This window comes from Pseudomonas chlororaphis (assembly GCF_001921865.1).
Classification (GTDB): Bacteria; Pseudomonadota; Gammaproteobacteria; order Pseudomonadales; family Pseudomonadaceae; genus Aquipseudomonas; species Aquipseudomonas chlororaphis_D.
Window position 1 is genome coordinate 1 of record NZ_MSCT01000012.1, and the last position, 13631, is coordinate 13631.

Consider the following 13631-nt stretch of genomic DNA (forward strand, 5'->3'; position numbering starts at 1 on the left):
CGTTTGTCCTCGGAAACACCGTGCCGCCCTTTATCGAGTGCGGCCCCGGGATTATTGCGATCATGCGCCGGCGCCAATGCCATCAATTAGCCACTAGCCAGGTAGTCCTATGCAGAGAATGACCGGCCCCGGTTTCCGGGTGCTTGCCGATGTCCTGAGCGACGCCGGAGTCAAGGTCGAGGCCTTGCTCAAGCGCCATGGCCGCAGCCCCCAGGAGGTCTATGAAAACCCCAGGGGCGTCAGGCTGGAGCTGGTCTACGAGCTGATGCAAGACGCCGCGCGGCTGAGCGGCAACCCGGACCTCGGCCTGCTGGCGTACCGCCGGGCCCACCCGGCCAACCTGGAGGTGCTGGGGTACACCCTGATGTCCGGCGCCACCCTGGGCACCGCGCTGCAACGCCTGGTGGACTATCAGTCGCTGCTCAGCAACGGCGCTTACCTGTGCCTGGAACACAGCGCCCAGGCCACCACCCTGATCGGCTTCGACAGCGCCCCCGAACCGAGCCTGGTGCCCCGGGCGTTCATCGACGCCGGCGCGGCGCAGACCCTGGGCCTGGTGCACTGGCTGTTGCCCGGCCACAAGCCGCAACCGCTGGCGGCGACCTTCACCTACCCGCGACCGCCAGACACCCGCGCCCTGGAACGCCTCTTGGGGCCGCACTTGCAATTCGACGCGCCCTACAACAGCCTGACCTTCAGCCAGCGCGACTGCGCCATGGCCCTGCCCGGCGCCGACCCGGCGCTGGACGTGCTGCACATGGAATACGCGCGCAGCCGCCTGCAACTGCTGCTCGACGGTTCGATGACCGCGCGGGTGCGGCGCGTGCTGTCCGAACGCCTGGCCCAGGGCGGGCCCAGCGACCTGCGGCACATCGCGCAGTTGGTGGGGGTCAGCAGCCGCAGCCTGCAACGGCGCCTGGGCAACGAAGACATGCACTTCTCGGCCTTGCTCGACGAAGCGCGGCTGATGCTGGCCCACAGCTTCCTGCGCAACTCGGCGCGCAGCGTCAAATACATCGGCGCCCTGCTCGGCTTTCGCGACCAGAGCAGCTTCCATAAAGCCTGCCGACGCTGGTTCGGCATGACCCCGGGGCGCTATCGCCAGGAAGGCTGAAGGCAAAACCCGGGCGGCGCGCCTGACGTCGATCAATCAGCAAAGGTGATCCCTTGTAGGAGCGAAGCTTGCTCGCGATGGTCGTTAACGATAATGCGTACTGACCGGATAAACGCAGCGCTCTCAAATCCATCGCGGGCAAGCCTCGCTCCTACAGCCTTGGGCAGTGCTCAGCGATGGCTGGCCTGCAACTGCGGCTGGGCCTGGGGCATGGCCGAAGAGTGGTGGTTGAGGATCTTCCACTGGCCGTCGATGCGCTCGTAGAGGAAGGTGTAGCGCGCCTGCACCTGCCGCGTCGCGCCGGCGGCCTCGTGCAGGGTGAAGGTGTAGACGCCGCTGTCCATGGCCGCGTCCGGGCCCAGGCGGCGGATCTCGCGGTAGTTGATCTGGCCCTCCGGCTTGCCGGCGAGGAAATGCTCGAAGTAATCCTGGATCTGCGCCGGGGTGGTGCGCACCTGGTTGGACACGGTCGGCTGGAGGATCGCGTCGGCGGCGTAAAGACTGGTAACGGTTTTTGCGCTGCCGGTTTTCAGGGCCGCGTTCCAGCGGTCGAACAGGCCGGCGATTTCCCGATCGCCCTGGTTTTGCGGCTGTTCGGCGACGGTGCGGTACACATAAGGCGTGGCCTCCAGGGCCTGGGCCAGCGGCGCGGTCAGGGCGAACAACAGGGCAATGGCGGTGGTTGGCAGTTTCATCGGGACGCTCCAGTGGGTTTCAATGTCGCCACTGTGCCCACCCGGCGCGGCCCCGCCATCGGCCAACCGGTGCCCGCGGCCTATGCCATTCGGCAGATAGGCCAGCGACCGGCAACCGGGTCTAATGCCCTCTCGCGAGCGCGAGCCTTTTCTGCTGGAGCCTGTTTTCTCATGCAAAGCCCGACCCACGACCCCGGCAGCGCCCTGGCCGTGCGCAGCCAGTATCGCCAGTCGCAAAGCCGCGCCGCGCGCCTGCGCCTGTTGGTGGACACCGGCCAGGAACTGACCCGGCTGCCGCCCGCGGCGATGCGCCAGCGCGCCCTGCAACGAGCCTGCGCCTTTATGGCGATGGATCACGGCCTGCTACTGGAATGGAGCGCCGTGCAAGCGCCCCAGGCCACCGCGGAGCATGGTAGCGGCGAACGCCTGGCGACCCTGCACGGCTTCGCCCGGGGCCCGGCGCGGCACCCCGAATGGCTGCCCCAGGCGGACGCCGCCCTGCCCCAGGTGCTGCGCATTCCCCTGCTGGGGGCCGACGGCCAGGCCTTCGGCGCGCTGCTGCTGGGCAACAGCGTGACCCTGGCCGCCCCCGACGGCGAAGACCTGGAATCCCTGCAACTGCTGGCCACCCTGCTGGCGGCGCAGTTGCAGAACCAGCGCCTGCTGGAGGCCTTGCAAGCCCGGGAACGGACCATGTCGGAGCTGGTGCATCGCCTGTTCAGCGCCCAGGAAGACGAACGCAAGCGCGTGGCCTACGACCTGCACGACGGCCTGGCGCAAACCCTGGCCGGCCTGCACCAGCGCCTGCAGGGTTTCGCCGGGCGCTGCCCACCCTTGCCCGGGCCACTGCACGACGAATGGCAGGCCATCCTCACCCTGGCCCAGGGCTGCGTCGGCGAAGGCCGGCAACTGATCGGCGGCCTGCGCCCCCATGTGCTGGACGACTTCGGCCTGTTCAAGGCCATCGACAAGGAAGCCGACCGCCTGCGCGACGCCGGCATCGACGTGCAGTGGCGCCAGCAGTCCGACGCGCGCCTGCCCGGCGCCTGCGAGATCGCCCTGTTCCGCATCGCCCAGGAAGGCATCAACAACGTCCTCAAGCACGCCCGCGCCAGCCGCGTGCAATTGAACCTGCAACTGACCGCGGACCAGGCGACGCTGGCCCTGGAAGACAACGGCGTCGGCTGTGCCCTGGGCTCCCCGCTGGCCGCTTGCGAGCGCCAGCACCTGGGCCTGGCGGCAATGCGCGAGCGCGCCAGCCTGCTGGGCGGCGAGCTGGCCTGGCACAGCGCCCCCGGCGGCGGCACCCGCCTGCATGCCCGCGTGCCGCTGCCCCCGGCGGGAGAACGGCCATGAACCCTGCCCTGCGCCTGGTCCTGGCGGACGATCATGAAGTCACCCGCACCGGCTTCGTCGCACTGCTGGCCGGCCACCCGGAGTTCGAGGTGGTCGGCCAGGCCCGCGACGGCGAGGAAGCCCTGGAACTGTGCGAACGCCTGCAACCGGACCTCGCCATCCTCGACATCCGCATGCCGCGGCTCAACGGCCTGGGCGCCGCGCGCCTGCTGCGCCAGCGGCAACCGGCGGTCAAGGTGGTGATCTTCACCATGGACGACAGCCCCGACCACCTGGAAGCGGCGATTGCCGCCGGCGCGGTCGGCTACCTGCTCAAGGACGCCAGCCGCGACGAAGTGCTCGGCGCCTTGCAACGCGTGGCCCAGGGCGAAGAAGCCCTCAACAGCGCAGTCAGCGCCCGGCTGCTGCGGCGCATGGCCGAACGCAACGCCGGCGGCGCTGCCCCGGCGGCCGCCCTGACCGCTCGCGAGCGCCAGGTGCTGGGCCTGGTGGCCGGTGGTTTCAGCAACCGCGAGATCGGCGAGAAACTCGGTATCGCCACCGGCACCGCCAAGGCCCATGTGGAACGGGTGATCGGCAAGCTCGGCGCAGCGGACCGCACCCAGGCCGCGGTGCGCGGCATCGCCCTGGGGCTGGTGGCGCAACCGGCGGGAGAATGGCCATGAGCCTGTTCGCCGCCCGCCACTGGGTCGACCTGCCCCTGCGCGGCAAGGCGCTGGTGGTGATTTCCCTGCCGCTGGTGATCCTGCTGCTGTCGCTGGTGCTGATCTACATCACCGAACGCCAGACCGCCCGCGCCGAAGAAGACGTGCGCCGGGTGCTGCTGGTACAGGGCGACATCCAGGCCGTGCACACCCTGCTCGCCGAAGCGGCGGCCAGCGTACGCGGCTACCTGCTGACCCGCCGCGAGGACTTCCTGCCCAGCTACGAGCAGGCCCAGCCGCAGATCCAGGCCGCGCTGCAACGCCTGGACCGCAATATCCGCGATGCGCGGATGCGCGACCACCTCAAGGCCATCACCCCGCTGATCGCCACCAAGCTCGACGGCCTGGTGGCCCTGCGCAACGGCCAGCCCGGCGACAGCGCCGGCGTCACCGCGATCCTGATCGAGAACAAGCAGGTGCTGGACGTGCTGCGCGAGCAGATCAGCGCCATGCGCATCCGCGAGGACGGCCTGCTCGCCGAACGCAGCGCCGCCGCCTCGGCGACCCGCATGCGCCTGCTGCTGGCCACGCTGTTGGCGGCGGTCTGCGGGTTGTTCGGGGCAATCGTCGCGGTGCTGTTCCTGTCCAAGGGCATCGTCGCCCGGGTGCAACAGGTGCAAGGCAACGCCCGGCGCCTGGCCCTCGGCCAGCCGTTGCGGCCCCAGGCCCCGGAACAGGACGAGATCGGCCAGCTCGGCACCCGCCTGGTGGAAGCCGGGCAACTGCTGGCCGAACGCGAACGCGCCCTGCGCGACAACGAGGAACGCCTGCGGCTGATCATCGACGGGGTCAAGGACTACGGGATCTTCGCCCTCGACACCCAGGGCCGGGTCACCACCTGGAACGTCGGCGCGGAACGGATCAAGGGCTACAGCGAGCAGGAAATCCTCGGCCGGCATTTCTCCCTGTTCTACCTGCCCGAGGAATGCCCGGCGCACCCGGACATGGCCCTGCGCGAGGCCACCCGCGACGGCCACTACATGGAAGAGGCCTGGCGTTGCCGCAAGGACGGCAGCCGCTTCTGGGCCAGCGTGGTGATCACCGCGCAATACGACGCCAGCGGCGCGCTGCGCGGGTTTTCCAAGATCACCCGCGACATCACCGACCGCCGCGCTGCGGAAATCGCCCTGCGCACCGCCCGCGAGGAAGCCGAAAGCGCCAGCCGCGCGAAGAGCGAATTCCTCTCGCGCATGAGCCACGAACTGCGCACCCCGCTCAACGCCATCCTCGGCTTCGCGCAACTGCTGGACATGGACTCGCCCGGCGCCCGCAGCCCCCAGCTCGGGCACATCCTGCGCGCCGGCCAGCACCTGCTGACCCTGATCAACGAGGTGCTGGACATCGCCCGCATCGAAGCCGGGCACCTGCCGCTGAATGTCGAGCAGGTCTCGCTGCCGGCGGTGCTGCGCGAAGCCCTGACCCTGGTCTCGCCGATGGCCGCCGACGCCGGCATCCACCTGGCCGCGCCGCCCGCCCTGGGCGACGACAGCGGGGTGATCGCCGACCGCCAGCGGCTGATCCAGGTGCTGCTCAACCTGCTGTCCAACGCCATCAAGTACAACCGGCCCCAGGGCCAGGTGCAGGTCGAGGTCAAGGTCCTCGGGGCGCGGGTCGAAGTGGCGGTCAGCGACACCGGCGCCGGCATTCCCCTGGAGCGTCTGGACCAGCTGTTCCGGCCCTTCGAGCGCCTCGGCGCCGACCCGCGGGTGGAAGGCACCGGCCTGGGCCTGGCCCTGAGCAAGAGCCTGCTGGAAATGATGGACGGCAGCCTGCGGGTGCACAGCACGCCGGGCCAGGGCTGCTGCTTCATCCTGCAACTGCCTTTCGTCCAGGTGGCCGCGGCCGGCGCGCCGCTGACCCTGGAGCAACCGCTGGCGCTGCCGCCGGCGCGGGTCGAGGCCGTGGCCTACCGCGGCCAGGTGTTGTGCATCGAAGACAACCTGTCGAGCCTGGCGCTGATCGAAACCCTGTTGCAGCGCCGCCCGGGCATTCGCCTGCTGTCGAGCATGCAGGGCCAGCTGGGCCTGGACCTGGCGCGCCAACATGCGCCGCAACTGATCCTGCTGGACGTCAGCCTGCCCGACCTCGCCGGCCTGGATGTGTTGCGCCGCCTGCGCGAGTCGCCGGCCACCGCCGCCACGCCGGTGCTGATGATCACCGCCGACGCCAGCGCCCTGACCCACCGCGACCTGCTCCAGGCCGGGGCCACGGCGATCCTGACCAAACCCATTCATATCCCGGCGTTCCTCGCCCACCTCGAGCGACACCTACCGGAGCCCGCATGAACCACGACCTGCGCATCCTGATCATCGACGACCAGCGCCCCAACCTCGACCTGATGGAACAACTGCTGGCCCGCGAAGGCCTGCACAACGTCCTGAGCAGCACCCAGCCGCTGCGCACCCTGGACCTGTTCAACAGCTTCGAGCCGGACCTGGTGATCCTCGACCTGCACATGCCCGAGTTCGACGGCTTCGCCGTGCTCGAACAGCTCAACCGGCGCATCCCCGCCCACGACTACCTGCCGATCCTGGTGCTGACCGCCGACGCCACCCGCGACACCCGCGTGCGCGCCCTGGCCCTGGGTGCCCGCGACTTCATCAGTAAACCGCTGGATGCCCTGGAAACCCTGCTGCGGATCTGGAACCTGCTGGAAACCCGCGCCCTGTACAAAGCCCTGCGCCAGCAGGTGCCGGCGCAGCAGATCGAGCTGTTGCGCCGGCATCGGGAATAAGGCCGGCCCCACCCGTTCATTGGGCTGGCCGGTTGCCTGCCCGCAACCTTTCGGCCTTACAAATCGGCCAGCCTGGACGGGTCGTCCACCTGCCCACTAGCGCCGGCACAGGCCATGCAGCCGTGTTCAAGCACCGCCCTTGAACATGGAGGAAAGCTGGTTGAAGGCGTAAGGCGCAAACAGCGCGGAGCCGGAGAGGAAATAGGTGCCGATGCTGGAGAGATCGACGCTCTGTTGGGTAAACAGCGCCCACAGCATGTAATAACCCACGCCCAAGGCCATGGTCGCGAGCACAAAGGTGCCGACTGCCGATCCCAGCCGGCTTGAGCTCGGAGCAGTGCCGGCTTTTTGTCCGACGGGTTGGGATGGGGCGAGTGCCGGGCTTGCCGGGGGCTGCGCACCGACCGCAGATGGAGCGCACTTTTCGGAGAGCGCCTTATCAATGAAGCGCAGCTGCGGGTTGTCCGGATCCGGACGCATCAGGACGTCGTGGATGATGCGCAGCCCCCAAACAAGAACACCCGTGACGACGACGAGCGTGAAGATGAAAATCGGCAAGGCGAGTCCCTTTATATCGGTCACGATCATTGCACTGTTAGTATCGGGCATTGTTCTTCCTCCCTGTTTCATCGTTCGTCTACAGCATAATTAGCGCACAGGCCTGACCCGCGCGAATATATAGTCTTGGCAGACGGTTTACAGATCACGCTTTTCGAACTCTTAGTGATCCCTTTTACTATTCAACAAGGCACACTCCTGCTCTTGGCCTGACTTCAACTCATAAAGAGTGATTCACACCAATAATAATGTCTGTTTTTCCACTGGGGTCTTCATCTGGATCTCGGCAACACTTTCCACAGAGCAATTTCCCTTTGCACTGAACATTGAATCAGCGTTCAAGGCATGAGCTGTTTTAAAAGCCGAAAACAAACATCCGGCCCTGAGCTCTACTTTATCAAGGAGAACTTTTTATGTTCTACACACTAGACACAAGCCATAGCGCCTGACCGCCGAGCAGATCGGTCTGGGTCACATCACTGTCTATGCCAATACCGTTTACCGGGTTCGGAACCAAAGTCTGGACCATTTGATAGCCCCGCTCAGGTATGGCCGGCACCTCACTGCAGGACTGCCAATAGTGTTGGAAGGGAAGATCATAAAGTTGCTGGCCACTCAGCACGACATTGGCGCCCACATAGAGTCCCGGAACATACCCTGCTGCTGATACCGCCGAGTACCACGCTGAACAATAGTTGGTCACGTCCTGTGCGCTGGTGTTTTGCGCAATGCCTTCGAGATCGCACCAAAGGTTCATACCCGGCGGCAATTCGATGGAGGTAGCGTTTGCCGCTGCATTCTGTCCATGGGTCTGCCCTGCGCTTTGAGTGGGTGACCATCCTGGATCTTCGACATGCTGAACGGCCATCAGGGCCAGCCCTGACGCCAGAATGTCACTGGCCTCGCCGGAAGACAGATCCCCCTCGTCCTGCCCTGCGCCGAGGGATAGATAGCGAATGCAAAACGCGTAGCCCTGTGAGGCGAACTGCTGGGCGACGGTCGTTGAAATCACGGTGTCCGCGTCAAAGCCGCGGCTACCGGAGGGTGCCGCTTGGATTTTTCCGGAAATCGACATGGTTTGTTTCCTCTTCCTGAGTAAACGGATCACCAGAGGATCGCTGTCTTGTCGCCAGGGATACTCTGAAAAGACTCAATGTCGCGAAGTCACCAACCTACACCCTACGGGGTTACCGCAGAGTTGCTCTTGTTCAGCCCCTCCTGGAAAGTTAGAAAATACCAATGCCTCTACTTCCAGCCATGAGCCCACCAGAATTTTCAAGTAAAAACCTTCCAATCCCGATACTGGCTCGAACAAAAAACTCCGCGATTCTAACTTTTCATTAACCCCACCGAGAGCATTGATAGTTCAAAAAACACTAGCACAAGGAAGTACGCAGCCCCTTATGAAATTACGCGATAAGATGATTGGGAAAATATTATTTATAGATATCTTTTGTTTACCCTGACTGAAGCAAATTCACTCACTACATTGTATTGCACCCGTCGACAGTATCAGCACGGGCGCGATCGCATTTATGCCATCGCCCTATTGAACCATGGCCACTCCCACGATCCACCCTCTAGCGCCAGAACATCGCAACCTGGAGATTATTCGTCATGCCGATCATCTACCGAGCCACCAAGGATATAGTGCGTTCCATCGACTATGGGATCGCCCTAGGAACCGGAGACAAAGGATATACCGACATGGTGTCGGACTTCCTCGGGAACGTAGTGAGCAATTCCATCGCCGACGGCGTGAACCAACTGAACGCTTCGCAGCAGGTCTATTGGTCGCCCTATGTGGAAATTCCCAATCTCGGTAACGTCTATTCGTTGCCCTCTACCGTGACCAACGGCACCACGCTGTACTCCTTCTACCAGGGGCAGACTCCCCCCGACCCCGGTACGCAGGAGTGGGGACCAGCAGGCAGCCTGAACTATTCCGTGAAGACCCTGGGCGCTGCGATTTCAGATCAGTTGTGCGAGATGAACTTCTTCACCGTCAATTCCGATCCAGCGCAGGGGCCACACACGCCCTCACCTCCAGCGGGGGTGGTGTTTGACGGCAAGGTGTATGCCTTCTACGGCACGCCTGATGACCCGACCTCACAGCTCTACTACACGGTCTACGACGCAGATAACTGGTCGACGCCGGAGCCGGTGCCAGGGATTACGACTGGCTTGATGGGCTTTGACAATCCAGCGCCCGTTGCTCCGGTGGTGTTCACGCCACCGGGCTCGCAATCGCCACTGCTCTATGTGTTCTATTTCATAGAATCCGGTGACTCTCAGCTCGACATCGCCTGTACATCGACTGCAGATGGCAAATCCTGGACCCCCGTTGCCCCCAACGGAATAGGTGCAGCGTCGATAGACGTTAGCCAGAATGTCGTGTCACCGGTCGTGTATGCCCCTCCGGGAGGGACGGAGCAGATCTACCTCTTCTTCTGTGCCACCCCCTCCGGCACCTACACTACAAGCTACATCACCTACCCGGATGCCAGTACCGACAGCGGGTTCAGCGCCCCCACGGAGATCACCACCCCGGGCCTTCCCAGCAACTTTTGTACGTTCAACGGCGCCACCCTCTATACGCCTGCGGGCGCCACGGCCCCGCAGTTGTACGTCTTCGTGAGCGGATTCTCCTACGTCACCGGCACCTTTTCCGACTATGTGCCCGAAGACGAACTGGGCTATTACGACGCAACCGACGACTCCACCTTCTACTATCAAGTGAACGGCATTTCCTACACCACGTTTGACGGCAACACCTGGAGCGCCTACGAACAGGTCCCCAATGCGACCTGGACTTCATGTCCTCTTGTCTCGCGGCCTAGCGCCACCGTCTTTCCTCCAGCCTCGTTCAACGACAACCTGTCGTCTGCTGCCGACATCTATTTCAGCACCGTACAGTCCGCCCAGCCTAACTACGGTCTGCCAGGGAGTGAGTGCTGCGCCGCATTCGTTGGCGGCTTGAGCCAGTACAGCGCGGGAACCGAGCCATCGGCGGTGACCAGCTATCCTGCCTACTCGTTCTATACAACGCTTGATCAGTTCGTTGGCGTTGCCCATGCGTCACTACTCGCCGTTGACCTGCCTGGTTTGTCCGTGCCTCAACCGTGGCTGCTCTACAATGATTTTTCCTCTGCCACCCAGCAGTATCAAATGTCGTACGCGATCTATGGCCAGAGCGGGTGGGTCAGTTATCCCCTGCCGACGATCGTAGTGCCGCCTGCCACCAACACCCCGCTGATGATTGGCTCCCCAGCCCTGTTGCCTGTCCCGACAGGCGTCCAGGATTACCCCGCGCAAGGCCTTATGGTCTTCAACTCGGCAAGCGGCCTGCAAGCAGCTATCACCGCGCCTGACCCAAGCTCTTGGGACATTGCCCCGGTCAACGCGGTGCCGGCTGCCAGCGAGTCGCCATCGCTCGCCCTATTCAATAGCCAGGCGTATCTGTTCTATCAGGGGGCGGGCAGCCAAGCGGGACAATTGTGGTACACGCAATCCGATCCGACGGTATTCGGGGACAATATGCCGGCACTCCAGACATGCTGGAGTAGCCCTGTCCAGGTGCCGGGAGTCTCCATGTCCAACTCGCCGTCGACCGTCGTCTTCGGCGACACGTTGTATGTGTTCTATCAAGGTCCGGACGGCAACGGCCAGCTTTGGTATGCCTCCTGGGCCGGTTCGGGCACGTCCTGGTCGGCCCCCGTACAGGTCGTCCCCAGTGGCCTGCAGGCCACTGGCGCCCTGTTGTCCTGCTCGCCATCAGCCTGTGTCTACACGGACCCGTCCGGCGACAGCGTGCTGTTCGTGGCCTATGCCGGTGCTGGCACCAGCGGCAATTACCCACTGAGCTACTGCACGCTAGGAGCCGACAACAGCTGGGCGCAAGGCACCGTCTCGAATGTCTTCATTATCGACTCACCCACCGTTTACTCAGTGGCCGCCAGTGTCTATTCCAGTGGCGCCAGCAACGCTGGCTCGTCAAGCGCAGCGGGCAGGCTGAATGTCTTCTTCCAGCCTGCGGCGAGTTCGAATGTGAGTCCGGGGCAGTTGTTCTACTGTGTCTACAACGGGACCACTTGGTCGTCGACCGTGGGCACGACGCCGGTTACAGCCTTGGACGGCTGGGTGAGCGGCATCATGTACCAGAATAGCGAGAGCCCCGACGGGAATAACGACGCGTTTCTGTATCTTCTACACAACAATAGCGGCGCCAATGCCGGCCAGCTCAGCTACTGCCAATGCTCGGTATCGAGCTCCGGAACGGGGATGCTGGTCACAGGAGAGTGCCCGGTCATGGCCAACGGCCCCGCGGCAACCATTGCGAACGATGACATCTATGTCTTCTACAACAGCACTTACCAGGAGACGGGCACGACCACCTGGGTGAGTGGCGCCCTTGCCTATCTGCAGATTCCGCTCCCGGCCGACACCCAGGAAATCAATCTGGGGACATACCCACAAACCGCCGTCGGTTGTCCGAGCCCCTACCCCGGAACCGCCTCCGAGGCCCTGACGTCGGGAAGCGGCTTCATCGCCATGGTCAATTCACCGGCCGCGGCGACACTCCAGGGAACGCCTTATGTGTTTTTCAACACCGGCAAGGGTGAAATCGGCTACTGCTCGGACGTCACCTCAGTAAACACCAAGACCCTGGTCAGTGGTTCCGTAGCCGCCGATTGCACGCCGGCAGCGGTGGCCTGCAACAACGTGCTGTACGTCTTCTGGGTGGCGTCCGGCAGCGACAACACGGGCGCACTCCAATGCAGTTACACGCTGGATGGCGCGACGTGGAACGCGCTCGATTTCAACCCGGCCCTGAGCGTAAACACCGAAGGGGTCATCACCACGGTGTGCGACGGCTTGGTCTATCTGATCTACAACCTGGCCGGCGTCACCTCCTACGTCATCCTCCCTCAAGTCAGCAGCAGCCAAGCCACCCAGACGCTTGACCTCGCACCCTCCACGCCAATCAGCCGAATGGGCTGCTGCACCGGGCCCTGCGTCGCGGTCTTCGACAACAACCTGTGGTGTGTGAGCCAGGGTGTGGAATCAAGCAACTACTCGCCGTTGGGCGGCTGGAAACTCACCCCCAACGGCGATCTGTTCTTTAGCCGTACGCTCGATGCGTTGTCTTGGAGTTGGAACACCGGGATCAATCAGGCCGCGGGTGAGCAAGCATCCTGGGCGATGCCCGTCGCCACGGCGTTCGCACAACCGGGAGGCAGCGAGCTCCTGTATGTCTTCTGGATCGACAGCGGTGACAACATCCGTTACGTCACCACCGATGGCACCTACGTAACCCCCAGCAGCAGCGCCTATGGCCTGCCGTGGTCCGGGCCGAACAACATCATAGGCGGGGCGACCAGCAATCTCGCGGTGGTGGCCATGCCGCCGCTGGATTCACCTGGCGACCCTGACCAGTTGTATGTCTTCGGCCAGACCGAGGGCCATATCTACTATGTGCCGATGAACGCTTCGGGAGAGTGGGTCGGCGGTATCAGTGTCGTCCCGAGCGGATGCAACGCGCAGGACGCCTACATGTCGTTGTCGCCATCGGTGGCCTACTACGCCCCCGAAGGTGGAACGCCACAGCCCTATGTCTTCTACCAGCAAGCTGGAAGCTCCACGACCGTTGGCAAGCAGATCGGGTTGTCATACTGCGTCTATGACCAAGGCGCCTGGACCCAGAACAGCGTGCCGAACATCAGCACAACGGTCACCGGCTACATGGATGGAATAGCCCAGTCGCCGATAACCTACACCGGCATCGACGCCGGCACACCGCCCCGGGCAATTGTCTTCAACGACAAACTCTATGTGTTCTATGTGACCAAAAACGGGGGCTACGGCGAGAGCAACAGTGGGAAATGGTCGGCGTATACCACCTTCCCGGTGTCGTTCAGCACGTTCGATGGGACGAGCTGGTCTGGCCTCAATACCATTGGTTCGACGCAGGGCACAACGAGGCAAGAGAACGACATCACTGCTAACTGTTATGCCCAGTTCGTCTATCCCGTGGTCTTTAACGAGACGTTGTACCTGTTCTACATGAGCGGCCCTGGCAACGGCTTCTCCCCCCCCGTGGACCCGCCAGGCTCGATCTATCTCACCTCCACGTCGGACGGTGCGAACTGGACCGATCCACAGCCAACGACCAATGTGGTCTATGTCCCCGGTGGCTCGACCACCGTCGAAAACCAAACCGGCACGGAGATCAACGACACCCTCACAGCCGTCAACGGTGCTCTCTCGTTCGTGGGGCTTCCCACCACGAGCGACATCCGTGACAGCATCGCGTCAGGTGTTATTGGGGTGTTTTTCTGAGGGGGCTCAGCCAACCGACACATAAACATGCAGGGGCATACTCCCGTGGCCGGCTTGGCCGGCCACGGGATGCAGCGATGTCGAGAGGGAGGCGACATGGCTGAGGAGGCATGGCTGAGGAGACATGGAAC

9 protein-coding genes are annotated in these 13631 nt (G+C 63.6%); 6 read left to right on the forward strand and 3 right to left on the reverse strand.

Annotation, left to right across the window (positions count from 1 at the left end; all coding sequences use genetic code 11):
• The first annotated feature begins 109 nt into the window (after positions 1–109).
• The gene (locus BTN82_RS15495; protein WP_075120008.1) at positions 110–1114 is read left to right on the forward strand and encodes an AraC family transcriptional regulator; all 1005 of its coding nucleotides are present in this window, start codon (positions 110–112) and stop codon (positions 1112–1114) included.
• Between the two features lie 170 nt (positions 1115–1284).
• Here the strand turns inward: BTN82_RS15495 and BTN82_RS15500 are convergent, their stop codons facing one another.
• A complete protein-coding gene (locus tag BTN82_RS15500) occupies positions 1285–1809 on the reverse strand; it encodes an SgcJ/EcaC family oxidoreductase (RefSeq protein WP_075120009.1) in 525 nt (174 codons plus the stop codon).
• 171 nt (positions 1810–1980) lie between these two features.
• On the opposite strand from BTN82_RS15500, the gene BTN82_RS15505 reads away from it, so the two are divergent.
• From BTN82_RS15505 to BTN82_RS15520, 4 genes are read left to right on the forward strand one after another with little or no spacing between them, the layout of a single operon-like run.
• Positions 1981–3165 (forward strand): sensor histidine kinase, encoded by a 1185-nt coding sequence (locus tag BTN82_RS15505; protein ID WP_075120010.1) that lies wholly within the window; start codon positions 1981–1983, stop codon positions 3163–3165.
• Entirely contained in the window at positions 3162–3830 is a 669-nt protein-coding gene (locus tag BTN82_RS15510) for a response regulator (protein WP_075120011.1), read from the forward strand. Before BTN82_RS15505 ends, BTN82_RS15510 begins: the two co-directional genes overlap by 4 nt.
• Entirely contained in the window at positions 3827–6154 is a 2328-nt protein-coding gene (locus BTN82_RS15515) for an ATP-binding protein (protein ID WP_075120012.1), read from the forward strand. The genes BTN82_RS15510 and BTN82_RS15515 overlap by 4 nt, the downstream gene beginning before the upstream one ends.
• Positions 6151–6603, forward strand: coding sequence for a response regulator (locus tag BTN82_RS15520; protein WP_075120013.1), 453 nt, complete (start codon positions 6151–6153; stop codon positions 6601–6603). Before BTN82_RS15515 ends, BTN82_RS15520 begins: the two co-directional genes overlap by 4 nt.
• Positions 6604–6729: 126 nt before the next feature.
• Here BTN82_RS15520 and BTN82_RS15525 read toward each other — a convergent pair whose 3' ends face one another.
• Positions 6730–7212 (reverse strand): hypothetical protein, encoded by a 483-nt coding sequence (locus BTN82_RS15525; protein WP_075120014.1) that lies wholly within the window; start codon positions 7210–7212, stop codon positions 6730–6732.
• 367 nt (positions 7213–7579) lie between these two features.
• Positions 7580–8236: a DUF1906 domain-containing protein gene (locus tag BTN82_RS15530; RefSeq protein ID WP_075120015.1), complete on the reverse strand. Its 657-nt coding sequence runs from the start codon at positions 8234–8236 to the stop codon at positions 7580–7582.
• Positions 8237–8778: 542 nt separating this feature from the next.
• On the opposite strand from BTN82_RS15530, the gene BTN82_RS15535 reads away from it, so the two are divergent.
• Positions 8779–13500 carry a hypothetical protein gene (locus BTN82_RS15535; RefSeq protein WP_075120016.1) on the forward strand — a complete coding sequence of 1574 codons (4722 nt, stop codon included), beginning with the start codon at positions 8779–8781 and terminating at the stop codon, positions 13498–13500.
• Positions 13501–13631: the final 131 nt, after the last annotated feature.